Source organism: Streptomyces sp. LN549 (genome assembly GCF_043203805.1).
GTDB lineage: Bacteria > Actinomycetota > Actinomycetes > Streptomycetales > Streptomycetaceae > Streptomyces.
The window spans coordinates 6,591,444-6,617,305 of record NZ_JAZHRI010000002.1; the positions used below are offsets into that span (position 1 = coordinate 6,591,444).

Here is a 25,862-nt window from a genome sequence, read left to right on the forward strand (position 1 = left end):
GTGGCAGCGCACCTCCTCACTATCCGGGCGCCTTGCTGAACTCACCGTGTTCGCGCACTAGATTGAGCGGGCAGCGGTCGGACCTGGCTGGTCAGGGGGCAACGGTTCATGGACTACGAAGGCACGCACAGCGCCCGGGGCGCGCGGGGTGCGCAGCCGCCCGACGGGCGGCCCGGGAGCTCCGTGCCGCACCCGGGTGGCCCACCGCCCGCGCTGCCGCCCGGGCCACCGCCCGTCGCCCCGCCCGCTTTCCCTCCGACGGTCCCGCCGCCCTCCGCGCCGCCCGCCGTCCCGAAGCGGCCCCCGACTTCCCCCGGGCAGCACCGGCCGGCGGCCACGCGCTCGGCCACGGCCGAATGGCTGAACGCGCCCCGCCCCGAGACCGAGCCGGGTGTGTGGCGGTACGCGTACGTGCCACGGGCCGCCGAGCGGCCGCCGCGCCCCTCGCTGGTGGGTCCGGCCGCCACGATGGCTCTGTGGCTCCTGCTGTGGCTGCTGCTCATGGAGCGCGCAGTCCCCTACGTGTCCAAGCCGATCGAGATCATCACCGGGCCCGAGTGGTGGTCCTTCGGCGGCCTCAGGAAGGATGCGCCGGCGCTGGTGGTCAACTCCACCACGCTCTACTACCAGGTGCTGGTCCTCGGCCTGGGCTTCTGGGCCGCCCGGATCGGCGGCTGGGCCCACGTCTTCCGCTACTTCACGGGCCCCAGGCTGGGCCGGGCCAGGCTGGTGGTCTCGGCATCCGGTGCGGCAGCCGCCGTCTGGCTCGTCTGGACGCGGCGGGTACCACTCGCCGACGTCATCCTGCCCGCGGTTCCGACCAGCTGGATGCAGGGTGGCGGCAACCAGTACGCGGCACTCCTCGTCTCGATCGTTCTCTACGCCCTGATCGGTACCGCGATCGTGTGGCCCTTCGCCAGAATCGGCCAGTGGCCGGTCGAGCTCGGCCCTCTTCTGGGGCGCGCCGGGCCCGTTCCGGAGCAGCTCCGGGCCGCTCCCGCGCAGGCCGGCCCGGACCTCGCCCACTGGCCCGAGCTGCGGGCTTCCGGAGGCGCGGAGGCCGCGGAGGCACTCACCGCGGCCCTGCACGCGGGCCGGCTGAACGACATCGACTGCGTACGGCTGCGCCACGCCTGGGGCGCCGCCAGGACCCGCCCCGACCGGCGCGCCTCCTTCACCGAGACCGTGCTGCGCAAGGGCGCCGACGCCTACCTGCACCCCTCCGGCCGCCGAGACCTGCCCCTGCGCACCGCCGTGCACGACCCGCTCACCGGTCAGGTCCGGATCGGCGACTGCGCCGACGACCCGCGCAACCCCTATCCCCGTCGCGGTGCGGGGATGGCGCTGGAACCCGCGTCGCTGGGCACCTCCCTGCTGGTCGTCGGACCGCCCGGATCGGGGAAGACGGAACGGGTGGTCCGGCCCGTCGTCGAATCGCTCGCCCTGCGGGCCCTCACCGGACAGGCGGCGGTGCTCGCCGTCGGCGGTGCCGGCGACCGGCTCGGTCCGGACGGGGCCTACGACGTCGTCGTCCGGATCGGTGACCCCGCGTCCGTGCACGACTTCGACCTGTACGGCGGTACGACCGACCCCGACGAGGCGGCGGCCGCCCTCGCGGAGGGCCTGGCCGGAGACCTCCCCGCCCTGGACACCCGGCGTGCGGCGACCGCGCTCGGTCAGCTGCTGGGCCCGTACCGCGCCGTCCACGGCACGTTCCCCGCCGTACCCGACCTCCGTGAGCTCCTCGAAGGGTCCGCCGCCGCGCTGGGCGGCCTGCGGCAGGCCCTGGAGTCGGCCGGCCACCACGCGATGCTGCGCGAGCTGGACGCCCGGCAGCGTCAGGCGGGGAGCGCAGGCGACCCGGCCGCCGTCCTCGCCGACCGGATCGCCGTGCTCGACCGGCCGGCCTTCGCCGGGTTCTTCGCCACCGGGGCCGAGGCCCGCCCGTTCTCGCTGCGCTCCCTGGAACAGCACCCGCTGCGGGTGCGCATCGATCTGCCGGAGCGCGCCCACGCCGAGGCGTCCCGGGTGCTGGCCCGGATCGTCCTCGCCCAGTTCAACGCGATCACCGCGGCCCGCGCCGACCGCTCGCTCTTCGTCTGCCTGGTCCTGGACGACGCGACCCACACGGTCACCGCCGAAACCGTCCGGGGCATCCGCCGGCTGCGCTCCGTCAACGCCGGTGCGGTCCTCTCCCTGCGCACCCTGGACGATGTGCCCGAGGAACTGCACACGGCACTGCTCGGCGCGGTCGGCTGCACCATGGCCTTCCCCGGCGTCACCACCTGGGACGGCAAACGCTTCGCCGAGGCCTGGGGCAAGGAGTGGGTGGAGGTCCGCGAGGTCGCCCAGCACGGCGTCTTCGCCGACCAGCCGCTCACCCGAGCCGTGCACGCCCTGCGGAAGCTGGCCACCGGCAAGGCCGTCACCACGGACGCGGTGACCGTGCGCCAGGTCGAGCGGGAACGGTGGTCCGCCTCCGGACTGGCGTACGAGCTGCCCGCCGGCCACGCGGTCCTCTCCCTCACCACGGTCGACGGCGGACACGCACCCCCGCTCCTGGTGCGGCTGGGGGAGTGAGGGTTACTCCGGAGTAGTCGTGCGGGCGGTCCGCCGACGGTGACGGGGACTCTGCCACCCTGGCAGAATCGCCGGGAGCCGTTCATACGGGACGGCGAAATCACCCCCTCCCAAAGGTCCCCGATCCCCATGCCCCCCACTCTCGCCTCGCTCGTCCAGCACTCGGCGCTCAAACTCACGGTGCGCGCGGGGGCGGACCGGCTCGACGCGCCGGTCCGCTGGGCGCACGCCAGCGAGCTGGCCGACCCCGTCCCCTACATGGAGGGCGGCGAGCTGCTCCTGGTCACCGCGACCAACCTCGACGCTGAGAACCCGGAAGCGATGCGGCGGTACGTACGACGGCTGGCCGGGGCCGGAGTCGTCGGGCTGGGCTTCGCCGTCGGGGTCACCTACGACGACGTACCGCAGCCCCTGGTCGACGCCGCCGAGGAAGCCGGGCTCCCCCTGCTCGAAGTGCCGCGCCGCACCCCGTTCCTCGCCATCGCCAAAGCCGTCTCCTCGGAGATCGCCGCCGATCAGTACCGGGCCGTCACCGCGGGATTCGAGGCGCAGCGGGAACTCACCAGAGCGGCCCTTGCCGGGGACGGTCCCGCCGAACTCCTCACCCGGCTCGCCGCACACGTCGACGGCTGGGCCGCGCTGTACGACGCCTCCGGGGCCGTCGTGGCCGCCGCCCCCGACTGGGCGGCCCGCCGCGCCGCCCGGCTCACCCGCGACGTGGAACGCCTGCGGGAACGCCCGGCGCCGGCCAGCGTCGTCGTCGGCGACACCGACGACCGGGTCGAGCTCCAGTCCCTGGGCACCGGACGGCGGGTGCGCGGGGCGCTGGCCGTGGGCACCGGGGCGGCACTCGGCACCGCGGAGCGCTACGCGGTGCACTCGGCGGTCGCCCTGCTCACCCTCACCACGGCGCGCTCCCGCTCGCTCCAGGGCGCCGAACAGCGGCTCGGTGCGGCAGTGCTGCGCATGCTCCTGGCCGGCCAGCCCGACCACGCGCGCGGTGTCGCCGGGGATCTGTACGGCGGGCTGCTCGACGCGCCCTTCCGGCTGCTCATCGCCGAGGCAGGCGAACCGTCGGCCACGGCGCAGCTGGCCGAGGCCATGGAGACTGCCGCCGCCCGGTCCGGTGAGACGCTGCTGATGGTGCCCGAGGGCGAACGCCTCGTCGTGCTGGCCGCCGACGGCGGGGCCGCGGTCGCCGCTTGCACCGCCTACGCCGAAGCACAGGAGGAAGCGCCCCCGCGCGAACCGTCGGCTGAGGACACCGAGGTGGTCGTCGGTCTCTCCGCCCCCGCGGGGCCCATCGCCGTCGCGGCCGCGTACAAGCAGGCCGAACAGTCACTCTCGGTCGCCCGCCGCCGCGGCAGGGCCCTGGTCGAGCACGAGGAACTGGCGGCCGGGTCCGTGGTACCGCTGCTCGCGGACGACGCGGTCAGGGCCTTCGCCGACGGCATGCTCCGCGCCCTGTACGAGCACGACGCCAAGGGCCGCGGCGACCTCGTGGCCTCCCTGCGGGCCTGGCTCTCCCACCACGGTCAGTGGGACGCGGCCGCGGCGGACCTGGGGGTGCACCGGCACACCCTGCGCTACCGCATGCGGCGGGTGGAGGAGATCCTCGGCCGCTCGCTGGACGATCCGGACGTCCGGATGGAGCTGTGGCTGGCCCTCAAGGTCGCGAACCCCCCGACGGCGTCCTAGCGACCCCGCCGGCCCCCGCCCCTCATCCGACAAACCGGCGCACCCCAGAACGCCTCTGCTCCATGCCGGACAAACGCCAGGCGGATGCTGCGGCCCTACGGTGGGGGACGGAACACCCCACGACATCGAAGGGCCGGAACCTCCATGACCTCCACCCACGCCTTCTGGCTGGCCGGCCGAGAGGCCACCGGCGAGGAAAGCTTCGACGTCACCAACTCCTGGGACGGGCGTCTCGTGGGCACCGTCAGTGTGCCCACCGAGGCTCAGGTCGAGGAGGCCGTCGCCGCCGCACACGCCGTGCGCGACGAGTTCGCCGCGACCCCGGCCCACGTCCGGGCCGCCGCGCTCGACCACGTGGCACGGCGCCTGACGGAGCGCACCGAGGAGATCGCCCAGGTGATCTCCGCCGAGAACGGCAAGCCGATCAAGTGGGCGCGCGGCGAGGTCGGCCGGGCCGTCTCCGTGTTCCGGTTCGCCTCCGAGGAGGCCCGCCGCTTCAACAGCGGTGACGCCCAGCGCCTGGACACCGATGCCGGCGGCACCGGCCGTCTCGGCCTGACCCGCCGCTTCCCGCGCGGCACGGTCCTCGGCATCGCACCCTTCAACTTCCCGCTGAACCTGAGCGCCCACAAGGTCGCCCCGGCCATCGCCGTCGGCGCCCCGATCATCCTGAAGCCCGCCCCGGCCACCCCGATCTCCTCGCTGATCCTCGGCGAGCTGCTGGCCGAGACCGACCTGCCCGCCGGCTCCTGGTCCGTGCTGACGGTCCCCAACGACCGCATGCCCGCCCTCGTCCAGGACGAGCGCCTGCCCGTGATCTCGTTCACCGGGTCCGCCCCGGTCGGTTACTCGATCATGGACTCGGTGCCCCGCAAGCACTGCACCCTGGAACTCGGCGGGAACGGCGCCGCGGTCGTCCTCGGCGACTACGCCTCCGAGAAGGACCTGGACTGGGCCGCGACCCGTATCGCGACCTTCTCCAACTACCAGGGCGGCCAGTCCTGCATCTCGGTGCAGCGTGTCATCGCGGACGCCGCGGTCTACGACCGGCTCCTGCCGAAGATCGTCGCGGCCGTCGAGGCCCAGGTCACCGGTGACCCGTCCGACGCCACCACCGACGTCGGCCCGCTGGTCGACGAGAACGCCGCCAAGCGCGTCGAGTCCTGGGTCGACGAGGCCGTGCAGGCCGGCGCCCAGCTGCTCGCCGGCGGCAAGCGCGACGGGGCGACGTACGCGCCGACCGTCCTCGCCGAGCTCCCCGACGGCGTCACCCTCTCCCACGAGGAGGTCTTCGGACCGGTCCTCTCGGTGCAGAAGGTGGACGGCGAGGCCGAGGCCTTCGCCTCGGTGAACTCCTCCAAGTACGGCCTCCAGGCAGGAGTGTTCACCCACGACCTGCAGACCGCCTTCCGCGCCCACCGCGCCCTGGAGGTCGGCGGCGTGATCATCGGCGACGTCCCCTCGTACCGTGCGGACCAGATGCCGTACGGCGGCGCCAAGCAGTCCGGTGTCGGCCGCGAGGGCGTCCGCTACGCGATGGACGACTACACCTACGAGCGCGTCCTGGTCCTCACCGGCCTCGCCCTGTAAGCCCCTGCCCCGTCGGCCGCCCGCACCCCGTCCGGACAGCGACAGCGAGACGGCAGGCGGCGGGCGGCAGGAGAACGGCCCGAACCCACTTGTGCGTCGGTTCGGGCCGTTTCGGCATGCGCACGCCCTGACGGGCAGTGGAGTGGCGACCGACCCGATCGGCTCCCGGAGGATGGTGACAGGGGCAGGAATCGGGTACATACGGACGAGTAGAACCGATAGGTACGCAAGGGCGGACGGTCCCCGGCCGCCCGCAGACCTGTCGGGACCACCCACCCCCGAAGCGGCGAGGTGAGCTCCTCATGTCCGCACCATCCGCACAACGTCCGTCCGCACAACCGCACACGCCCAAGGTCACCGAACGCGAAGCGCGACAAGTGGCCGAGGAAGCGCGCGAGCAGGACTGGCGCAAACCCAGTTTTGCCAAAGAACTCTTCCTGGGCCGCTTCCGGCTCGACCTGATCCACCCGCATCCGCTGCCCGCAGCCGAGGACGTCCGGCGAGGCGAGGAGTTCCTCGCCCGGCTGCGCGCGTTCTGCGAGACCAGCATCGACAGCGCCCAGATCGAGCGCGAGGCGAGGATCCCCGACGAGGTGGTCAACGGCCTCAAGGAACTCGGCGCGCTGGGTATGAAGATCGACGTCAAGTACGGCGGCCTCGGGCTGACGCAGGTCTACTACAACAAGGCCCTCGCCCTGGTCGGCTCCGCCAGCCCCTCGATCGGTGCCCTGCTCTCCGCCCACCAGTCCATCGGCGTTCCGCAGCCGCTGAAGATCTTCGGCAGCCAGGAGCAGAAGGACACCTTCCTGCCCAGGCTGGCCCGCACCGACATCTCGGCGTTCCTCCTCACCGAGCCGGACGTGGGCTCGGACCCGGCGCGGCTCGCCACCTCGGCCGTTCCGGACGGGGACGACTACGTGCTCGACGGGGTGAAGCTGTGGACGACCAACGGGGTCGTCGCGGACCTGCTGGTCGTCATGGCGCGCGTGCCGAAGTCCGAGGGCCACAAGGGCGGCATCACGGCCTTCGTGGTCGAGGCCGACGCCCCGGGCATCACGGTGGAACACCGCAACGCCTTCATGGGCCTGCGAGGCCTGGAGAACGGCGTCACCCGCTTCCACCGGGTGCGGGTCCCCGCGGCGAACCGCATCGGGCCGGAGGGTGCGGGGCTCAAGATCGCGCTCACCACCCTCAACACCGGCCGGCTCTCACTGCCGGCCATGTGCGTCGGCTCCGGGAAATGGTGTCTGAAGATCGCCCGCGAATGGTCGGCGGTCCGTGAGCAGTGGGGCAGGCCCGTGGCCCGGCACGAGGCCGTGGGTGCCAAGATCTCCTTCATCGCGGCGACCACCTTCGCCCTCGAAGCCGTGGTCGACCTCTCCTCGCAGATGGCGGACGAGAACCGCAACGACATCCGGATCGAGGCGGCGCTCGCCAAGCTGTACGGCTCCGAGATGGGCTGTCTGATGGCCGACGAACTGGTCCAGATCCGCGGCGGCCGGGGCTTCGAGACCGCGGAATCCCTCGCCGCTCGTGGCGAACGGGCCGTCCCCGCCGAGCAGATGCTCCGGGACATGCGGATCAACCGGATCTTCGAGGGTTCGACGGAGATCATGCACCTGCTGATCGCCCGTGAGGCGGTGGATGCCCACCTCAAGGTCGCGGGCGACATCATCGACCCCGACAAGCCGCTCTCGGCCAAGGCCAGGGCGGGCGCGAACGCGGCCGGGTTCTACGCCAAGTGGCTGCCGAAGCTCGTCGCCGGACCGGGACAGCTCCCGCGCACCTACGGGGACTTCCACCCGTCCGGCCATGCCGACCTCTCCGGCCACCTCCGTTACGTCGAACGGTCCTCCCGCAAACTGGCCCGCTCCACCTTCTACGCCATGTCCCGCTGGCAGGGCCGGATGGAGACCAAGCAGGGCTTCCTCGGAAGGATCGTCGACATCGGTGCGGAACTCTTCGCCATGAGCGCCGCCTGCGTCCGGGCCGAACTCCTGCGCACCGAGGGCGACCACGGCCGCGAGGCGTACCAGCTCGCCGACACCTTCTGCCGCCAGTCCCGGATCCGGGTGGAGGAGCTCTTCACCCGGCTCTGGTCCAACACCGACGACCTCGACCGGCGGGTGGTCGACGACGTCCTGTCCGGCACCTACACCTGGCTGGAGGAGGGCATCATCGACCCCAGCGGCGACGGCCCGTGGATCGCCGACGCCACCCCGGGCCCCTCGACCCGGGAGAACGTCCACCGGCCGATCCGCTGAGCCCCTGAGCCGCCGGACAGGCCCGACCGGCGGGGCACGTCCACTCGCTGGACGTGCCCCGCCCACGCGCGCGCGGCACGGCAGGATGGGCGCCCGTGACCGTCATCCATGTTCCCGGTTCCAAGTCCGTCACCGCGCGCGCCCTCTTCCTGGCCGCCGCCGCGAACGGCACCAGCACCCTCGTACGCCCCCTGCGTTCGGACGACACCGAAGGCTTCGCCGAAGGGCTCACCACCCTCGGCTACGAGGTGGCGCGTGAGGCGGAGGCCTGGCACATCACGGGCCGCCCGTCCGGCCCCGCCGCCACCGATGCCGACGTCTACTGCCGGGACGGCGCGACCACGGCCCGGTTCCTGCCGACCCTCGCGGCGGCCGCCGCCCGCGGCAGCTACCGCTTCGACGCCTCCGCCCAGATGCGCCGCCGCCCCCTCGCCCCGCTCACCGAGGCGCTGCGCACACTCGGCGTCGACCTGCACCACGAAGCCGCCGAGGGCCACCACCCGCTGCGCATCGAGGCCGCCGGCATCAAGGGCGGCGAACTGACCCTGGACGCCGGGCAGTCCAGCCAGTACCTCACCGCGCTGCTGATGCTCGGACCGCTGACCGCGGAAGGGCTGCGGATCACCGTCACCGATCTGGTGTCGGCGCCGTACATCGAGATCACCCTCGCGATGATGCGGAGCTTCGGCGTCGAGGTCACCCGCGGCGGCCCCGGCAACGCCGTCTTCACTGTGCCGCCGGGTGGATACCGGGCCACCACGTACGCCATCGAGCCCGACGCCTCCACCGCCAGTTACTTCTTCGCGGCGGCGGCCCTCACCGGCAGGGAGGTCACCGTCCCCGGACTCGGGCGGGGCGCCCTCCAGGGCGATCTGGGGTTCGTCGACGTGCTGCGCCGCATGGGCGCCGAGGTGCACATGACGGCCGAATCCACCACGGTGCGCTCCACCGGTGAGCTCCGCGGCCTCACCGTCAACATGCGCGACATCTCCGACACCATGCCCACACTGGCCGCGATCGCCCCCTTCGCCTCGGGACCGGTCCGCATCGAGGACGTCGGCAACACCCGGGTCAAGGAGTGCGACCGGCTGGAGGCGTGCGCCGGGAACCTCCGGCGGATGGGCATCACGGTCACCACCGGTCCGGACTGGATCGAGATCCTGCCGGGCACCCCGCGGCCCACGGAGATCGCCACCCACGGCGACCACCGCATCGTCATGTCGTTCGCCGTCACCGGTCTGCGGACACCCGGCATGACGTACGACGACCCCGGCTGCGTGCGCAAGACGTTCCCCCGGTTCCACGAGGCCTTCGCCGAGTTCGCGGAGCTCATGGTCGGATAAGGGGTCGGGCCGGTAGATCTCCCGGCACGAGGCGCGGCGGGACAGCTAGGCTCCGCGACATGATGTCCGCCTCCGATGCGCTGTCCGTCCTGTCCGTCGTGCGCGAGGCCGGTGCGGAGGTGGTGATCGCCGGTGGCTGGGGTGTCGATGCCCTGCTCGGCGAGGAGACCCGCAGTCACAAGGATCTCGATCTGCTGCACCGCCGCGAACAGGAACCCGCTCTCGTCGCCGCGCTGACGGCGGCCGGCTATGTGGAGACGCTCGACTGGCGCCCCGCACGGTTCGTCCTCAGCCACCCGTCCGGACTCGAAATCGACCTGCATCCCTTGCAGTTCGCCCCCGATGGTTCGGCGACGCAGTCCTCGCTCGACCCGGGGGAGCCGTTCCGCTACCCGGCGGAGTGCTTCGTCACCGGCACCATCGGCGGGACACGGGTGCGCTGCATCTCGGCGCAGCAACAGGTCGAGTTCCACCAGGGGTACGACCCCGGCGCAGCAGACCTGCACGACATGGCCCGGCTCCGCAGGGAGTTCGGGGTGGCCACGCATTTCTGAGCCGGTCGGCTCACCGGTGACCGGCCGGCTCCATGCAGCACGACCGGGCGTCGGTCACGCACGCGATGCGGAAGCGAAATCGGGACCAGGGAATGGGGAGAGGCATGTACAGGGCGAGGAACCTGCGGGGGCGGTGGCGCCGGGTGGCGGTCATCGGGATCGCGGCAACGATGGCTATGGGCGTATCCGCCTGCGGCAGTGACAAGGACGACGCGGGTGGTGCCGGCAGCTCCGCCGGCGCGGGCAAGGACGGCAAGGCCCCGGCCAAGCCCTCCGTGCAGGGGGCGCCCGGCAAGGCGCAGTTGACGGCCGCGTCCTTCACGGACGGCGAGAAGGTCGGCACGTACACGGCGTCCGAGTACGTCCTGGACGGCCCGCTCGGTGACGCGTACACCGCCGCCCCGGCCGGCTGCCAGCCGCTCGTCAGCCTCGCCGCTGAGGTCAGCGACCCGGACCCGGCCGCCCAGGTCCAGCGCAAGGTCGACGTCCCGGACGAGATGCTCGGTCTCACCGTCGACGTCACCCTGCGCGGCTACGCGAACGGCGGCGCGGCCACCGTCATGAAAGCCCTCGACAAGGCCGGCAAGGACTGCGCCGGCGGATTCACCGAGGAGCGGGCCGTCGCGACCGCGAAGTATCTGAAGGTCGAACCCGCCAAGGCCCCCGCCTTCGCCGCCGAGGCCGACGCGTCGAAGGCGTACCGCTTCACCATCCTCGACGTGAAGGGGAAGGAGAAGCTGTACGAGTACCTCACCGTCGTCCGCTCCGGCTCCACGACCCTCGCCTTCCGGGCGGAGATCACCTCCACCAAGGACGTCGGCGGGGTGCCGCCCGAGGTCATGGCCGCCCAGTGGGCCAAGTTCCGTGCGGCGAAGGGCTGAGGGCTCGATGAGCGAGCAGCCACGACGCGGCGCGAGGGGCGCGCTGTCAATGCACACAGCCGATGCGGCAACAATGGGGGGCATGAGCGACAGCCCCGCCCCCCTCGCAGACCCGCACCTCGTCTTCGACGCCGTGGAAGGCCGCAGGGATCTCGTCATCCTCGGCTCCACCGGGTCCATCGGCACCCAGGCCATCGACCTGGTGCTGCGCAACCCCGACCGCTTCCGCGTGACCGCCCTCTCCGCGGCGGGCGGCCGGGTCGCCCTCCTTGCCGAGCAAGCGCGCCGGCTGAGGGTGCGCACGGTCGCCGTCGCCTCGCCCGAGGTGGTGCCGGCCCTGCGCGAGGCGCTGCGCAAGGAGTACGGAGCAGGGGAGCAGCCTCCCGAGATCCTGGCCGGACCCGACGCCGCGACGGAGCTGGCCGGCAGCGACTGCCACACCGTGCTGAACGGGATCACCGGCTCGATCGGTCTCGCCCCCACCCTGGCCGCACTGAAGGCGGGCCGCACGCTGGCGCTCGCCAACAAGGAGTCGCTGATCGTCGGCGGTCCGCTGGTCAAGGCGCTCGCCGCCCCCGGCCAGATCATCCCGGTCGACTCCGAGCACGCCGCGCTCTTCCAGGCACTCGCGGCCGGCAAGAGGGCCGATGTGCGCAGGCTCGTCGTCACCGCGTCCGGCGGCCCGTTCCGGGGACGTACCAGGAGCGAGCTCGCAGACGTCACGCGGGAACAGGCCCTCAACCACCCGACCTGGGCCATGGGCCCGGTCATCACGGTCAACTCGGCCACCCTGGTCAACAAGGGGCTCGAGGTCATCGAGGCGCACCTCCTCTACGACATCCCCTTCGACCGGATCGAGGTCGTGGTCCACCCCCAGTCGTACGTCCACTCCATGGTGGAGTTCACCGACGGCTCCACCCTCGCCCAGGCCACCCCGCCCGACATGCGCGGACCGATCGCCATCGGCCTCGGCTGGCCGCAGCGCGTCCCCGACGCGGCCCCCGCCTTCGACTGGACGAAGGCCTCCACCTGGGAGTTCTACCCGCTCGACACCGAGGCCTTCCCGTCCGTCGGACTCGCGCGGCACGTGGGCACGCTGGGCGGGACCGCACCGGCGGTGTTCAACGCGGCGAACGAGGAGTGCGTGGACGCGTTCCTCGACGGCCGGCTGGCGTTCAACGGCATCATGGACACGGTCACGGCGGTGGTGTCCGAACACGGAACGCCTCCGGCGGGAACTTCACTGACGGTCACGGACGTCCTTGAAGCGGAGGCCTGGGCACGGACCCGGGCCCGGGAACTCTCGGCCAAGGCCACCGCGGAGGCGCGCGCATGAGCATGACGACGATCCTGCTGACCATTCTCGGCATCGCGGTCTTCGCCGTCGGCCTGCTGTTCTCCATCGCCTGGCACGAGCTGGGCCACCTGTCGACCGCGAAGCTCTTCGGTATCCGCGTCCCCCAGTACATGGTCGGCTTCGGCCCGACCGTCTGGTCGCGGAAGAAGGGCGACACGGAGTACGGGATCAAGGCCATCCCGGCAGGCGGCTACATCCGCATGATCGGCATGTTCCCGCCGGGACCGGACGGGAAGCTGGAGGCGCGGTCCACCTCGCCGTGGCGCGGCATGATCGAGGACGCCAGGTCCGCCGCCTTCGAGGAGCTGGAACCGGGCGACGAGAAGCGCCTCTTCTACACGCGCAAGCCGTGGAAGCGCGTCATCGTCATGTTCGCGGGCCCGTTCATGAACCTGGTCCTGGCCGTGGCGATCTTCCTCGGCGTCGCCATGACCTTCGGATTCCAGACGCAGACGACGGACGTCGCCGGCGTCCAGAAGTGCGTGATCTCCCAGAGCGAGAAGCGGGAGACCTGCAAGAAGTCCGACCCGGTCTCGCCCGCGCAGGCCGCCGGCCTGAAGGTGGGCGACAAGATCGTCGCCTTCAACGGCCAGCGGATCGACGAGTGGTCCGTGCTCTCCGACAAGATCCGCGACACGATCGGCCCCGCCACCATCACGGTCCAGCGCGACGGCCAGGAGAAGACCCTCCACGCCGTGCTGAAGAAGAACGCGGTGGCGAAGAAGGACTCCGACGGCGAGGTGGTCCCGGGGAAGTACATCTCCGCCGGCTACCTCGGCTTCGCGGCGCAGACGGAGATCATCCCGCTCTCCTTCGGCGATTCCGTCGTCCGCATGGGCGACATGATCGAGAACGGCGTCGATTCGATCATCGCCCTGCCGTCCAAGATCCCCGCCCTCTGGGATGCGGCCTTCAGCGACGGCGAGCGGGCGGCCGACTCCCCGGTGGGTGTCGTCGGCGCGGCCAGGATCGGTGGCGAGGTGATGACGCTGGACGTACCCGCGCAGAACCAGATCGCGATGATGCTGTTCCTGCTGGCGGGCTTCAACCTCTCGCTGTTCCTCTTCAACATGCTGCCGCTGCTGCCGCTCGACGGCGGCCACATCGCGGGGGCGCTGTGGGAGGCACTGCGCCGGAACGTGGCGCGGGTCTTCAAGCGCCCCGACCCCGGCCCGTTCGACGTCGCCAAGCTGATGCCGGTCGCCTATGTGGTCGCAGGGGTGTTCATCTGCTTCACCCTGCTCGTCCTCGTCGCCGACGTCGTCAACCCGGTCAAGATCTCCTGACCGGGCCGTCCGGGGGCCGCAAGTACCCCGAGTGACGAAGGATGCGCACGCTGCGTCCGGGAGCCCATATTTTGCCCGGGTTCCCGGACGCGGTGTGCTTCACGCCGTGCTCGGTGCCGTAACCTCGAAGGCCGGAGCCCGCCGACTTCGGGACCTCGATCCACACCTTGGGGATGCTCAGCGCATGACTGCGATTTCTCTCGGAATGCCCACCGTTCCGACCCAGCTCGCCGTACGGCGGGTCAGCCGCAAGATCCAGGTCGGGTCGGTGGCGGTCGGTGGGGACGCGCCGGTTTCGGTGCAGTCGATGACGACGACGCGTACGTCCGACATCGGTGCCACGCTGCAGCAGATCGCGGAGCTGACGGCCTCGGGCTGCCAGATCGTGCGGGTGGCGTGCCCGACGCAGGACGACGCGGACGCGCTCGCGACGATCGCCTCGAAGTCGCAGATCCCGGTGATCGCGGACATCCACTTCCAGCCGAAGTACGTATTCGCCGCGATCGACGCGGGCTGCGCGGCGGTGCGGGTGAACCCCGGGAACATCAAGCAGTTCGACGACAAGGTCAAGGAGATCGCGCGGGCGGCGAACGACGCCGGGACGCCGATCCGGATCGGTGTGAACGCGGGCTCGCTGGACGCGCGGCTGCTGAAGAAGTACGGCAAGGCGACGCCGGAGGCCCTGGTGGAGTCGGCGCTGTGGGAGGCGTCCCTCTTCGAGGAGCACGGCTTCCGGGACATCAAGATCTCGGTGAAGCACAACGACCCGGTCGTGATGGTCAACGCCTACCGGCAGCTCGCCGCACAGTGCGACTACCCGCTGCACCTCGGCGTGACCGAGGCGGGCCCGGCGTTCCAGGGCACGATCAAGTCGGCAGTCGCGTTCGGCGCCCTGCTCAGCGAGGGCATCGGTGACACGATCCGGGTCTCGCTGTCCGCGCCGCCCGCCGAGGAGGTCAAGGTCGGGCTCCAGATCCTGGAGTCGCTGAACCTGAAGCAGCGCCGGCTGGAGATCGTGTCCTGCCCCTCGTGCGGCCGCGCGCAGGTGGACGTGTACAAGCTGGCCGATCAGGTGAGTGCGGGCCTCGACGGCATGGAGGTGCCGCTGCGGGTCGCCGTGATGGGCTGCGTCGTCAACGGTCCCGGCGAGGCGCGCGAGGCCGACCTGGGCGTCGCCTCGGGCAACGGCAAGGGCCAGATCTTCGTCAAGGGCGAGATCATCAAGACGGTGCCCGAGTCGAAGATCGTCGAGACCCTCATCGAGGAAGCCCTCAAGATCGCCGAACAGATGGAGAAGGACGGCATCGCCTCAGGCGAGCCCGAGGTCTCCATCAGCTGATCCCATGACACCCACGACAGCGCCCCGCCGGAGGAACCCTCCCCGCGGGGCGCTGCCCGTGAGCGAGGTCACCGGCTTCCGCAGAAACGGTTCACAGCCACGAGCGGCGCCCCTCAGCCTCTTTGGGTACAGTGCGGAAATCAGCAGACCGCATGGTGAGGCCCCCTCGTGTTGACGCAGACCACCACCCGGGTCCTCGAACCCAGCGACCTCGGCGCCGCCCTCGCGGTGCTGGAGAGCGAACCCGTAGCCAACGCCTTCGTGACCTCCCGGGTCCAGATCGCAGGCCTCGACCCCTGGCGCCTCGGCGGCGAGATGTGGGGCTGGTACGCCGACGGCCGCCTGCGCTCGCTCTGCTACTCGGGGGCCAACCTCGTCCCCATCTGCGCCACCCCCGAGGCCGTCCGTGCCTTCGCCGACCGTGCCCGCAGGGCCGGCCGCCGCTGCTCCTCGATCGTGGGCCCGGCCGGGCCCACCGCACAGCTGTGGCGGCTCCTCGAACCGGGCTGGGGCCCCGCCCGCGAGGTCCGGGCCAACCAGCCGCTCATGGTCACCGAGAGCCCGTCCGCCGACGTGGCACCCGACCCGCTGGTCCGCCGCGTCCGCAAGGACGAGATCGACGTCCTCATGCCGGCCTGCGTCGCCATGTTCACCGAAGAGGTCGGCATCTCCCCGCTCGCGGGCGACGGCGGACTCCTCTACCAGGCCCGCGTCGCCGAACTCGTCGGCGCCGGCCGCTCCTTCGCCCGGATCGAGGACGGAAAGGTCGTCTTCAAGGCGGAGATCGGCGCCACCACCGCACAGGCCTGCCAGATCCAGGGAGTCTGGGTCGCCCCCGAGTTCCGTGGCCGAGGCCACTCCGAGACCGGCATGGCGGCCGTCCTGAGGTACGCGCTGGCCGATGTCGCGCCGATCGTCAGCCTGTACGTGAACGACTACAACACCCCCGCGCGCAAGGCGTACCGCCGCATCGGCTTCCGTGAGACCGGTGCGTTCATGAGCGTGCTGTTCTGATCCCGCCACCGGCCCGCCCCGGCCCGTACCCCGCACCCCGCCACGGACAGTAGGGTCTGCTCATGGCAGCAGCTCCCGGGGGCGGCCCCCGCACTCCCAGCGTCCGGATCGGACCGATCGATCTTGCCGCGCGCGTGGACGAGGCGCTCGCCGTGCAGGCCGTCGCCTTCGGACTCGGGCCCGAAGAGATCGAAGTGCGCCGCCACATCGTCCTCAGACATCTCGACCACCCCTGCGCCCGCGCCCTCGGCGCCATGACCCCGGACGGCGACCTCGTCGGGTTCGTCTACGGCATGCCCAACGAACGCGGCCACTGGTGGTCCACCGTCGTCGAGCCCTACCTGCGCGCCACGGGCTCGGCCGGCTGGCTCGACGACTCCTTCGTGATCACCGAGCTCCATGTCCACCCGGAGTTCCAGAACGCGGGCATCGGCCGCACCCTCATCACCACCATCACGGACGCCGTCGACCAGCCCCGTTCCATCCTCTCCGCGATCGACACGGAGAGCCCGGCACGTGGTCTGTACCGATCGCTCGGCTACCGGGACCTGGCCCGGCAGGTTCATTTCCCCAGCGCTCCCACGCCGTACGCGGTCATGGGAGCACCGCTTCCGCTGCTCCGCCGCGGGCAGGCCTGAGCCAATCGATTTCCGCCCGCCCGTGCCACCCGGCTAACCTCCTGCACATCACCCTTCCGAGCAGGAGTTCATCATGGCCCAGGTCCAGCGCATGTCCCGATTGATGATCAAGACACTGCGCGACGACCCGGCGGACGCCGAGACGCTCAACCACAAGCTCCTCGTCCGCGCCGGTTACGTACGCCGCACCGCGGCCGGAATCTGGTCCTGGCTGCCGCTCGGCAAGAAGGTCCTGGAGAACATCACCCGCGTCGTCCGCGAGGAGATGGACGCCATCGGCGGCCAGGAGGTCCTGCTCCCCGCGCTGCTCCCCAAGGAGGCGTACGAGGCGAGCGGCCGGTACGACGAGTACGGCGACCTGCTGTTCCGGCTCAAGGACCGCAAGGGCGCCGACTACCTCCTCGGCCCGACGCACGAAGAGGTCTTCACCCAGGTCGTCAAGGACATGTGCTCGTCCTACAAGGACCTGCCCGTGATCCTGTACCAGATCCAGACGAAGTACCGCGACGAGGCCCGTCCCCGCGCCGGCGTGCTGCGCGGCCGGGAGTTCCAGATGAAGGACTCGTACTCCTTCGACACCACCGACGAGGGTCTCGCCGAGGCGTACCAGCTGCACCGCGGCGCCTACATCCGGATCTTCGAGCGGCTCGGCCTCGACCACCGCATCGTCTCCGCCGTCTCCGGTGCCATGGGCGGCTCGGCGTCCGAGGAGTTCCTCGCGCCCGCCCCGGCCGGCGAGGACACCTTCGTCGACTGCCCCAGCTGCGACTACGCCGCCAACACCGAGGCCGTGACCTACAAGGCCACCCCGGTCGACGGCTCGGCGACCGCCGCCGTCGAGGAGCTGGACACCCCCGACACTCCGACCATCGAGACCCTCGCCGCGCACCTCGGTGTCCCGGCCTCCGCCACCCTGAAGAACCTCCTGGTCAAGGTCGACGGCGAGATCGTGGCCGTGGGCGTGCCCGGTGACCGTGAGGTCGACCTCGGCAAGCTCGGCGAGCACCTCACGCCCGCCGTGGTCGAGCTCGTCACCGCCGAGGACTTCGTGGGCCGCCCCGACCTGGTCCGCGGCTACGTCGGCCCGCAGGGTCTGGAGAAGGTCCGCTACATCGCCGACCCGCGCGTCGCCGCCGGCACCGCCTGGATCACGGGTGCCAACAAGGAGGGCAAGCACGCGAAGAACGTCGTCGCGGGCCGCGACTTCGAGGTCGACGACTACCTCGACGTCGTCGTCGTCGAGGCGGGCGACCCCTGCCCCAACTGCGGCGCCGGCCTCCAGGTGGACCGTGCCATCGAGATCGGTCACATCTTCCAGCTCGGCCGCAAGTACGCCGACATCTTCTCCCTCGACGTCCTCGGCCAGCAGGGCAAGCCCGTCCGCGTCACGATGGGCTCGTACGGCATCGGCGTCTCCCGCGCGGTGGCCGCCCTCGCCGAGCAGACCGCCGACGACAAGGGCCTGTGCTGGCCCCGCGAGATCGCCCCGGCCGATGTGCACGTCGTCGCCGCGGGCAAGGCGCTCCAGACCGAGCTGGCCCTCGACGTCTCCGAGAAGCTCAGCGCCGCCGGACTGCGCGTCCTGGTCGACGACCGCCCGGGCATCTCGCCCGGCGTCAAGTTCACCGACTCCGAGCTCATCGGCGTCCCGAAGATCCTGGTCGCCGGCCGCCGCTCGGCCGAGGGCGTCCTGGAGCTGAAGGACCGCCGCACGGGCGAGCGCGAGGAGCTCACGGTCGACGAGGCGATCGCCCGTCTCACCGAGCAGGGCTGATCCCACCCCGCCACACACCGGAGGGCGCCGCACGGACATCCGTGCGGCGCCCTCCGGCATACGGGGCTACAGCCAGCCCGCGAACTCCAGCGTCACTTCGCCCTCCTGGCGGCGCCCGGCCGCCAGCGCCCGGGTGCCCGACTCCACCGCGCGGAACAGCGTCCAGCCGTGCAGCCGGTCACGGTCCACGTCCAGCGCCTCCGCGAGCTTCTTGATCCTTCGCCGGGCGGTGACCGCACCACCGGGCGAGGCGATCAGGTCCTCGACCCGGTCCCGCACCAGCCGCGCCAGATCGTAGGCCCGCTCGCCGACCACCGGCTCGGGACCGACGGTCAGCCAGGGCGCGCGTTCGCCCGAGAGCACCTTGCTCTGCCGGAAGTTGCCGTGCAGCAGCAGATCGGCCTCGGGGGAGTGGGCGACCAGTTCCGCGCGTGCCGCCAGGGCCGCCGAGACCAGGGGCTCCAGGGTGGGATCGGCCGCCGCCGAAGCCCGCATCGAATCGATCCGGAGCCCGGTCCGCCCGGCGACGGTCTCGAAGGCGTGCCCGGCGGGCGGTTCGACCCAGAGCCGCCGCACCGTCCCGGCCGCCTCCAGCAGCGCCTTCGCCTCCGGCAGCGAACGCAGAGACACCTCGGGGTGCAGCCGCTCCAGCAGCAGGGCGCCGCCCGCGGTCTCCGCGACGGGCACCTCGTCCGGGGGAGCGATCAGGTTCACCGCGCCCCAGCCGTTCCAGTGCGCCAGCGCCGCCCTTTCGAGCTCCGGCGCCGCTCCGGCGGGGGCGAGCTTCAGGGCTGCCTGGGCGCCGGCGGCATCCCGTACCAGCAGGACCAGGCTGCTGCGACCGCCCGGGGCGGCGACCCTTTCCACGGTCAGCTCCCGCCCGGTCGCGGCCAGCGCCTGCTCGGTCAGTCCGGGAAGCCGTGCGAGCCAGTCCCCGGCGGCCGTATCCCCGTACGACTCGCCGAGCGCTCGCACCAGACGCTGCGGCGGTTCAAAACCCATACGTGCCGTGTTCCCTTTCAGAGTTCTCTCAGTGCGCCGTGCCGGCCTGGGCCTCGGACCGGCCGGCCGTCGCCTTGTCCCTGTCACCGGTCCCGTCGGTGCGGGACCCGTCCGCGGCACGCTCGGCGAGCCCGGGAAAGGGTACGCCGCTGCCACGCCAGCGGACCGCGCGCACCGCTGCCTCCCGCAGGGCGTCCGCCGCCGAGCGCCGCAACGGCCCCTCGGCGGCCCGCACGAGGTCGGAGTAGACATCCGCGACCCGGTCCTCCAGCACGGCGGCGAGGCGTACGGCCGAGGCGGCGTCCGGTACCGCGAACGGCAGAGCGTACGCGGGACCCGCGGCCACCGGCTCACCGCCCAGGTCGCGCACCGTCCGCACCAGCGCGTCGCGCCGGGCCCGGTGGGCGTGGTAGGCGGCGGTGGCCTCGGTGCGGCGGTCCGCGGCGACCCGGGCGCCCGCCACCCCGTATCCGTACACGGTCGCGTGTTCGGCGGCCAGCGCCGCCTGCGCGGCCTCCAGAGTCCCGTCGTCGCTCATGCCTTCGTCTCCTTGGCCAGTTCGGTCAGCAGATAGGCGTGGGCCGAGGCAGCAGCAGCGACCGAGGCGAGCAGCCGGGCGAGCTCCGGCGGGGCCTTCATCAGCGCCTCGGTGTGCGAGGCCGCGGCACGGCGTTCCGCGGCGGCCAGTTCCCTGACCGCCGCCGCGGCGCCACCGGTGCCGGGCCGGGTCCGGACGAAGCCGAGCGCGTCGCCGGGGCCCAGGGCCGTGATGTGGGCGCGAACGGCGTCCCGAAGGGGGGTGAGCCCGGCCGCGGTCGCCGGATGGGCCTGGACCACGTGCTCGTACTGGGCGTACAACGACGTGCTCACGCCTCGGGCCTTCACCCGGAGCGACGTCTCAGCCGACGACCGGTCGGCCGCGGTCCGTGCGTCGGCCCGTGCTGAACCCTTGCGTCCGGCGCTCTCGTCATCGCCGCCGCTGCCGCAGCCGGCCAGCACCGCCCCCATGGCGATCGCTCCCGTCGCGGTCAGCGCTCCCCTGCGCGTCGTCCCCGTGCGCCGCACTTGTTCTCCTTCGGGCCTGGACCTGTCTTGACTGGATCTGTCCGGAAGTGATCACCGTTGGCGAGCGTACCCGCGCCCCGGGGGCCGACGGACAGCAACACCCCCTGGGACCGGATACCCTTTGACCAGACACGCGACGATCCCCACAACAGCACACGCGGCCGAGGAGTCACCCGGATGAGCACCACCCAGAGCGAGAAGCTGCGCGGGCTGGTCGAACCGCTCGTCAGCGCCGAGCAGCTGGATCTGGAAGAGATCGAAGTGTCCCGGGCCGGCCGTCGCCGGGTGCTGCGGATCATCGTGGACTCCGAGGAGGGCGTGGAGCTCGACGCCTGTGCGGATCTGAGCCGCGCGATCTCCGCCAAGCTCGACGAGACCGACGCGATGGGCGAGGAAGAGTACGTCCTGGAGGTCAGTTCTCCCGGTGCCGACCGCCCGCTGACAGAGCACCGCCACTACGTACGTGCCACGGGCCGCCTCGCCAGGCTGACGCTGAACGAGGGCGGCGAGCTGGTGGCCCGCATCCTCGCGGTCGACGAAGAGGGCCTCGATCTTGAGGTGCCGGGCGTCAAGGGCCGCAAGCCCACGTCCCGCCGGATCGCCTTCGACGAGATCGCCAAGGCGCGCGTGGAGCTGGAATTCAACCGCAAGGACAAGAAGGAAGAGGAGGCGTAGCCGTGGACATCGATGTGAAGCTTCTGAAGGGCTTGGCGCAGGACAAGGAGATCCCGTTCGACGTGCTCGTCGAGGCGATCGAGTCGGCCCTCCTCATCGCGTACCACCGCACGGACGGCAGCCACCGCAAGGCGCGCGTGGAGCTGGACGAGCGCGGCCACGTGACCGTGTGGGCCAAGGAGGACCCGGCCGACCTCGAGGAGGGCCAGGAGCCCAAGGAGTTCGACGACACCCCGTCGGGCTTCGGCCGGATCGCCGCGACCACCGCCAAGCAGGTCATCCTGCAGCGGCTGCGCGACGCGGAGGACGACCGGACGTTCGGCGAGTACGCGGGCCACGAGGGCGATGTCGTGACCGGCGTCGTCCAGCAGGGCAAGGACCCGAAGAACGTCCTGGTCGACATCGGCAAGCTGGAAGCCATCCTGCCGGTGCAGGAGCAGGTGCCCGGCGAGGAGTACACCCACGGTCTGCGGCTGCGCACCTACGTCGTACGTGTGGCCAAGGGTGTCCGCGGCCCGTCCGTGACGCTGTCGCGGACCCACCCCAACCTCGTGAAGAAGCTCTTCGCGCTGGAGGTCCCGGAGATCGCCGACGGTTCCGTCGAGATCTGCGCGATCGCCCGAGAGGCCGGCCACCGCTCCAAGATCGCCGTCCGCTCCACCCGCTCGGGCCTCAACGCCAAGGGCGCCTGCATCGGCCCGATGGGCGGACGTGTGCGCAATGTCATGGCCGAGCTGCACGGCGAGAAGATCGACATCGTGGACTGGTCGGACGACCCGGCCGAGATGGTCGCCAACGCGCTGTCGCCCGCACGGGTGAGTGAGGTCGAGGTCGTTGACCTCGGTGCGCGTTCCGCCCGGGTCACCGTGCCGGACTACCAGCTGTCGCTGGCGATCGGCAAGGAGGGGCAGAATGCCCGCCTGGCCGCCCGTCTCACGGGCTGGCGCATCGACATCCGCCCGGACACCGAGACCGACGCCGAGCGCGACGTCGCGGACCGTGAGCGGGCCGAGCGGGCCCGGGAGCGCTCCGAGCGGCGCTGACCCACGACGATCCCGAAGGCCCCGTCGGACCCCGGTCCGGACCGGGGTCCGACGGGATGACAAGGAATAGATCTCGTCGGCACGCCGCTGAGATCACGACAACATCCGTTCGATTCTTGCCCCAAAGGGGTGAGGTCGGTACGGGGAGGTAGACTCAAACGTGTCTGGCCGGACGCACGCCCGCGCTTGCCCCGAGCGAACCTGTGTGGGATGCCGGGAGCGAGCGGCCAAGAGCGAGTTGCTGCGCATCGTGGTGGACGGGGACGCATGCGTCCCTGATCCTCGCGGTACGCTGCCCGGCCGGGGTGCATATGTACACCCCGTCTCCGTCTGTCTGGACCTGGCGGTTCGCCGCCGGGCATTCCCCCGGGCCTTCAAGGCCAAGGGGCCGTTCGACCCCGCTGCGGTGCAGCGGTTCGTCGAGCGGGTGACACCGTAAGAAATTGAACGGCACGGGTCCCCGTGCGGTCAGGTACCTCGCGAGTTGGAAGTAGGTCGAGATTGCGATGAGCACTCGATGAGTACGCGATGAGTACGCCCATGAAGTAGCGACGGTCCGGCGGTAACCCGGACCTAAAAGGAGCGAAGTGGCTAAGGTCCGGGTATACGAACTCGCCAAGGAGTTCGGGGTTGAGAGCAAGGTCGTCATGGCCAAGCTCCAAGAACTCGGTGAATTCGTACGTTCGGCGTCCTCGACGATCGAGGCGCCGGTTGTACGCAAGTTGACTGACGCACTGCAGGGGCCCGGCGGCAACGCCGGCAAGTCCGCTGCAAAGCCTGGCGCGCCCCGCAAGGCCGCCCCTGTGAAGCCCGCAGCGCCCTCCCCGGCCGCTGCGGCACGTCCCGGTGCCCCGAAGCCCGGCGCACCGGCCCCCAAGCCGGCTGCTGCCGAAGCCCCGGCGAGCACCCCCCCGCTGCACCTTCCGCGCCGTCGGCGGGCCCGCGTCCGGGTCCCAAGCCCGCGCCGAAGGCCGCCCCGGTCACCCCGGTGCCCGCAGCCGAGTTCTCGGCTCCGGCTCCGGCCCAGCCGGCAGCGCCGCAGCAGCAGCAGGCCCCGCGTCCCGCGGGTGCCACCCCGGGTCCCCGCCCCGCCCGTCCGGCTCCGGCCGGCGGTCAGCGCGACGGCGGCCGTGACGGTGGCCAGCGTGACGGCGGCCGTGGTGGAGAGCGTGGCGCCGAGCGCCCCGCACGCCCCGCAGGCCAGGGCGCCCCGCGCCCCGGCGGCGCACGTCCGGCCGGTCCCCGTCCGGGCAACAACCCCTTCACCTCCGGTGGCTCGACGGGCATGGCCCGTCCGCAGTCGCCCCGTCCCGGTGGCGCCCCGCGTCCCGGTGGCGGTCAGGAGCGCCCCGGCGCCCCGCGTCCGCAGGGCGGCCCCGGCGGCGCCCCGCGTCCGCAGGGCCAGGGTCAGGGCGGCGCACGTCCGTCTCCCGGCGGCATGCCGCGCCCGCAGTCCCCTCGTCCCGGCGGCGCCCCCGGCGCCGGCGGTAACCGTCCCAACCCGGGCATGATGCCGCAGCGTCCCGCTGCCGGCCCGCGTCCCGGTGGTGGCCCCGGCGGTGGCCGTGGTCCCGGTGGCGGCGGCGGTCGTCCCGGCGGCGGTGGCGGCGCAGGCCGTCCCGGTGGCGGCGGCTTCGCAGGCCGTCCGGCCGGTCCCGGTGGCGGTGGCGGCGGTTTCGCCGGTCGTCCCGGTGGCGGCGGTGGCGGTGGCGGCGCAGGCCGTCCCGGTGGTGGCGGCGGCTTCGGCGGTCGTCCCGGATTCGGTGGCCGTCCCGGCGGTCCCGGTGGCCGTGGTGGCACGCAGGGCGCCTTCGGCCGTCCCGGCGGTCCCGCGCGTCGTGGTCGCAAGTCGAAGCGGCAGAGGCGCCAGGAGTACGAGGCCATGCAGGCCCCGTCGGTGGGCGGCGTCATGCTGCCTCGCGGCAACGGACAGGCCGTCCGGCTGTCGCGCGGTGCCTCCCTCACCGATTTCGCCGAGAAGATCAACGCCAACCCGGCGTCGCTCGTCGGCGTGATGATGAACCTCGGCGAGATGGTCACTGCCACGCAGTCCGTCTCCGACGAGACGCTGAAGCTCCTCGCGGACGAGATGAACTTCGTCCTGGAGATCGTCAGCCCGGAGGAGGAGGACCGCGAGCTGCTCGAGTCCTTCGACATCGAGTTCGGCGAGGACGAGGGCGGCGAAGAGGCCCTGGTCTCCCGTCCGCCGGTCGTGACCGTCATGGGTCACGTCGACCACGGTAAGACCCGACTGCTGGACGCGATCCGCAAGACGAACGTCATTGCGGGCGAGGCCGGCGGCATCACGCAGCACATCGGTGCGTACCAGGTCGGCGCCGAGGTCAACGGCGAGGACCGCCGTATCACCTTCATCGACACCCCGGGTCACGAGGCGTTCACCGCCATGCGTGCACGTGGTGCGAAGTCCACCGACATCGCGATCCTCGTGGTGGCGGCGAACGACGGTGTGATGCCCCAGACGATCGAGGCGCTGAACCACGCCAAGGCGGCCGACGTGCCGATCGTGGTCGCGGTCAACAAGATCGACGTCGAGGGTGCGGACCCGACCAAGGTGCGCGGTCAGCTCACCGAGTTCGGTCTGGTGGCCGAGGAGTACGGCGGCGACACGATGTTCGTCGACATCTCCGCCAAGCAGGGCCTCAACATCGAGGCTCTTCTGGAGGCCGTCGTCCTCACCGCCGACGCCTCGCTCGACCTGCGGGCCAACCCGGAGCAGGACGCGCAGGGTATTGCGATCGAGTCCCACCTCGACCGCGGCCGTGGTGCCGTTGCGACCGTCCTGGTCCAGCGAGGCACGCTGCGGGTCGGCGACACGATGGTGGTCGGCGACGCGTACGGCCGAGTCCGCGCGATGCTCGACGACAAGGGCGAGAACGTCGAGGAAGCGGGTCCCTCGACCCCCGTCCTCGTGCTGGGTCTCACCAACGTCCCGGGTGCCGGCGACAACTTCCTGGTCGTCGACGAGGACCGTACGGCCCGTCAGATCGCCGAGAAGCGTGCCGCTCGTGAGCGCAACGCCAACTTCGCCCGCAAGGGTGTCCGGTTCTCCCTGGAGAACCTGGACGAGGCGCTCAAGGCCGGTCTGGTCCAGGAGCTCAACCTCATCATCAAGGGCGACGCGTCCGGTTCGGTGGAGGCTCTCGAGTCCTCGCTGCTCCAGCTCGACGTCGGTGAAGAGGTCGACATCCGGGTCCTGCACCGCGGTGTGGGTGCGGTCACCGAGTCGGACATCGACCTGGCGACCGGCTCCGACGCCATCGTGATCGGCTTCAACGTGCGCGCCGCAGGGCGTGCCGCGCAGATGGCCGACCGCGAAGGTGTGGACGTCCGGTACTACTCGGTCATCTACCAGGCGATCGAAGAGATCGAAGCGGCCCTCAAGGGCATGCTCAAGCCGGAGTACGAAGAGGTCGAGCTCGGTACGGCGGAGATCCGCGAGATCTTCCGCTCGTCCAAGCTGGGCAACATCGCCGGTGTGCTGGTCCGGTCCGGCGAGGTCAAGCGCAACACCAAGGCGCGCCTGCTGCGCGATGGCAAGGTCATCGCGGAGAACCTCAACATCTCCGGTCTGCGCCGCTTCAAGGACGACGTCACCGAGATCCGCGAAGGCTTCGAGGGTGGTATCAACCTCGGAAACTTCAACGACATCAAGATCGACGACGTCATCGCGACGTACGAGATGCGCGAGAAGCCGCGAGGCTGACCCGTACCTCAACAGTCGGGGCCGGTCGACGGGAC

General features: G+C 71.6%; 19 protein-coding genes and 1 pseudogene. 17 read left to right on the top strand and 3 right to left on the bottom strand.

The genetic code is table 11. The annotated features are described in order from the left end of the window. Positions 1–108 precede the first annotated feature (108 nt). The 13 genes from SH922_RS29685 (at position 109) to SH922_RS29745 (ending at position 18,318) form a co-directional block, all read left to right on the top strand. The gene (locus SH922_RS29685) at positions 109–2,580 is read left to right on the top strand and encodes an ATP/GTP-binding protein (RefSeq protein WP_393061200.1); all 2,472 of its coding nucleotides are present in this window, start codon (positions 109–111) and stop codon (positions 2,578–2,580) included. A 129-nt stretch (positions 2,581–2,709) separates the two neighbouring features. Further along, on the top strand, positions 2,710–4,278 hold the full coding sequence (locus SH922_RS29690) for a PucR family transcriptional regulator (RefSeq protein ID WP_393061202.1): 1,569 nt from the start codon (positions 2,710–2,712) through the stop codon (positions 4,276–4,278). A gap of 144 nt (positions 4,279–4,422) precedes the next feature. Then, positions 4,423–5,868 (top strand): aldehyde dehydrogenase family protein, encoded by a 1,446-nt coding sequence (locus tag SH922_RS29695; protein WP_393061204.1) that lies wholly within the window; start codon positions 4,423–4,425, stop codon positions 5,866–5,868. 302 nt (positions 5,869–6,170) lie between these two features. Beyond that, the gene (locus SH922_RS29700) at positions 6,171–8,132 is read left to right on the top strand and encodes an acyl-CoA dehydrogenase family protein (RefSeq protein ID WP_393061206.1); all 1,962 of its coding nucleotides are present in this window, start codon (positions 6,171–6,173) and stop codon (positions 8,130–8,132) included. Between the two features lie 95 nt (positions 8,133–8,227). Beyond that, the gene (gene aroA, locus SH922_RS29705) at positions 8,228–9,475 is read left to right on the top strand and encodes a 3-phosphoshikimate 1-carboxyvinyltransferase (protein ID WP_393061208.1); all 1,248 of its coding nucleotides are present in this window, start codon (positions 8,228–8,230) and stop codon (positions 9,473–9,475) included. A gap of 59 nt (positions 9,476–9,534) precedes the next feature. After that, positions 9,535–10,029: a nucleotidyltransferase domain-containing protein gene (locus SH922_RS29710; protein WP_393061210.1), complete on the top strand. Its 495-nt coding sequence runs from the start codon at positions 9,535–9,537 to the stop codon at positions 10,027–10,029. A gap of 104 nt (positions 10,030–10,133) precedes the next feature. Further along, positions 10,134–10,910 carry a hypothetical protein gene (locus SH922_RS29715; RefSeq protein WP_393061212.1) on the top strand — a complete coding sequence of 259 codons (777 nt, stop codon included), beginning with the start codon at positions 10,134–10,136 and terminating at the stop codon, positions 10,908–10,910. A gap of 82 nt (positions 10,911–10,992) precedes the next feature. Beyond that, positions 10,993–12,246: a 1-deoxy-D-xylulose-5-phosphate reductoisomerase gene (gene dxr, locus SH922_RS29720; RefSeq protein WP_393061214.1), complete on the top strand. Its 1,254-nt coding sequence runs from the start codon at positions 10,993–10,995 to the stop codon at positions 12,244–12,246. Further along, the gene (locus SH922_RS29725; protein ID WP_393061216.1) at positions 12,243–13,553 is read left to right on the top strand and encodes a M50 family metallopeptidase; all 1,311 of its coding nucleotides are present in this window, start codon (positions 12,243–12,245) and stop codon (positions 13,551–13,553) included. The genes dxr and SH922_RS29725 overlap by 4 nt, the downstream gene beginning before the upstream one ends. Before the next feature lie 184 nt (positions 13,554–13,737). Further along, positions 13,738–14,892, top strand: coding sequence for a flavodoxin-dependent (E)-4-hydroxy-3-methylbut-2-enyl-diphosphate synthase (gene ispG / locus SH922_RS29730; RefSeq protein ID WP_393061218.1), 1,155 nt, complete (start codon positions 13,738–13,740; stop codon positions 14,890–14,892). A 171-nt stretch (positions 14,893–15,063) separates the two neighbouring features. Beyond that, positions 15,064–15,906 carry a GNAT family N-acetyltransferase gene (locus tag SH922_RS29735; RefSeq protein WP_393063730.1) on the top strand — a complete coding sequence of 281 codons (843 nt, stop codon included), beginning with the start codon at positions 15,064–15,066 and terminating at the stop codon, positions 15,904–15,906. 62 nt (positions 15,907–15,968) lie between these two features. Next, complete coding sequence (locus tag SH922_RS29740; protein WP_393061220.1) at positions 15,969–16,544, top strand: GNAT family N-acetyltransferase; 576 nt, start codon at positions 15,969–15,971, stop codon at positions 16,542–16,544. Between the two features lie 73 nt (positions 16,545–16,617). Beyond that, positions 16,618–18,318: a proline--tRNA ligase gene (locus SH922_RS29745; RefSeq protein ID WP_393061222.1), complete on the top strand. Its 1,701-nt coding sequence runs from the start codon at positions 16,618–16,620 to the stop codon at positions 18,316–18,318. Between the two features lie 66 nt (positions 18,319–18,384). Here SH922_RS29745 and SH922_RS29750 read toward each other — a convergent pair whose 3' ends face one another. Genes SH922_RS29750 through SH922_RS29760 form a run of 3 tightly spaced genes read right to left on the bottom strand, consistent with a single transcriptional unit; the run spans position 18,385 to position 20,385 of the window. Then, entirely contained in the window at positions 18,385–19,320 is a 936-nt protein-coding gene (locus tag SH922_RS29750) for an aminoglycoside phosphotransferase family protein (RefSeq protein ID WP_393061224.1), read from the bottom strand. Positions 19,321–19,348: 28 nt separating this feature from the next. Then, positions 19,349–19,858 carry a ferritin-like domain-containing protein gene (locus SH922_RS29755; protein ID WP_393061226.1) on the bottom strand — a complete coding sequence of 170 codons (510 nt, stop codon included), beginning with the start codon at positions 19,856–19,858 and terminating at the stop codon, positions 19,349–19,351. Next, positions 19,855–20,385, bottom strand: a complete 531-nt coding sequence (locus SH922_RS29760; RefSeq protein ID WP_393061228.1) for a hypothetical protein — start codon at positions 20,383–20,385, stop codon at positions 19,855–19,857. The genes SH922_RS29755 and SH922_RS29760 overlap by 4 nt, the downstream gene beginning before the upstream one ends. 177 nt (positions 20,386–20,562) lie before the next feature. Here SH922_RS29760 and rimP point away from each other — a divergent pair, with 177 nt between their 5' ends. From rimP to infB, 4 genes and pseudogenes are all read left to right on the top strand, one after another. Further along, entirely contained in the window at positions 20,563–21,060 is a 498-nt protein-coding gene (gene rimP, locus SH922_RS29765; RefSeq protein ID WP_393061230.1) for a ribosome maturation factor RimP, read from the top strand. Positions 21,061–21,062: 2 nt separating this feature from the next. Beyond that, complete coding sequence (gene nusA / locus SH922_RS29770; protein WP_362556424.1) at positions 21,063–22,103, top strand: transcription termination factor NusA; 1,041 nt, start codon at positions 21,063–21,065, stop codon at positions 22,101–22,103. Positions 22,104–22,263: 160 nt separating this feature from the next. Beyond that, positions 22,264–22,542, top strand: coding sequence for a YlxR family protein (locus SH922_RS29775; protein ID WP_176729335.1), 279 nt, complete (start codon positions 22,264–22,266; stop codon positions 22,540–22,542). Positions 22,543–22,690: 148 nt separating this feature from the next. Beyond that, positions 22,691–25,827, top strand: a pseudogene (gene infB / locus SH922_RS29780) (translation initiation factor IF-2). The last annotated feature ends 35 nt before the right edge of the window (positions 25,828–25,862 follow it).

Excerpts from the sequence above, each read along its gene's own strand:
- SH922_RS29685 (WP_393061200.1), top strand. The coding sequence starts at position 109 with ATGGACTACGAAGGCACGCACAGCGCCCGGGGCGCGCGGGGTGCGCAG.
- SH922_RS29690 (WP_393061202.1), top strand. The coding sequence starts at position 2,710 with ATGCCCCCCACTCTCGCCTCGCTCGTCCAGCACTCGGCGCTCAAACTC.
- SH922_RS29695 (WP_393061204.1), top strand. The coding sequence starts at position 4,423 with ATGACCTCCACCCACGCCTTCTGGCTGGCCGGCCGAGAGGCCACCGGC.
- SH922_RS29700 (WP_393061206.1), top strand. The coding sequence starts at position 6,171 with ATGTCCGCACCATCCGCACAACGTCCGTCCGCACAACCGCACACGCCC.
- SH922_RS29710 (WP_393061210.1), top strand. The coding sequence starts at position 9,535 with ATGATGTCCGCCTCCGATGCGCTGTCCGTCCTGTCCGTCGTGCGCGAG.
- SH922_RS29715 (WP_393061212.1), top strand. The coding sequence starts at position 10,134 with ATGTACAGGGCGAGGAACCTGCGGGGGCGGTGGCGCCGGGTGGCGGTC.
- dxr (WP_393061214.1), top strand. The coding sequence starts at position 10,993 with ATGAGCGACAGCCCCGCCCCCCTCGCAGACCCGCACCTCGTCTTCGAC.
- SH922_RS29725 (WP_393061216.1), top strand. The coding sequence starts at position 12,243 with ATGAGCATGACGACGATCCTGCTGACCATTCTCGGCATCGCGGTCTTC.
- ispG (WP_393061218.1), top strand. The coding sequence starts at position 13,738 with ATGACTGCGATTTCTCTCGGAATGCCCACCGTTCCGACCCAGCTCGCC.
- SH922_RS29740 (WP_393061220.1), top strand. The coding sequence starts at position 15,969 with ATGGCAGCAGCTCCCGGGGGCGGCCCCCGCACTCCCAGCGTCCGGATC.
- SH922_RS29745 (WP_393061222.1), top strand. The coding sequence starts at position 16,618 with ATGGCCCAGGTCCAGCGCATGTCCCGATTGATGATCAAGACACTGCGC.
- SH922_RS29750 (WP_393061224.1), bottom strand. The coding sequence starts at position 19,320 with ATGGGTTTTGAACCGCCGCAGCGTCTGGTGCGAGCGCTCGGCGAGTCG.
- SH922_RS29755 (WP_393061226.1), bottom strand. The coding sequence starts at position 19,858 with ATGAGCGACGACGGGACTCTGGAGGCCGCGCAGGCGGCGCTGGCCGCC.
- rimP (WP_393061230.1), top strand. The coding sequence starts at position 20,563 with ATGAGCACCACCCAGAGCGAGAAGCTGCGCGGGCTGGTCGAACCGCTC.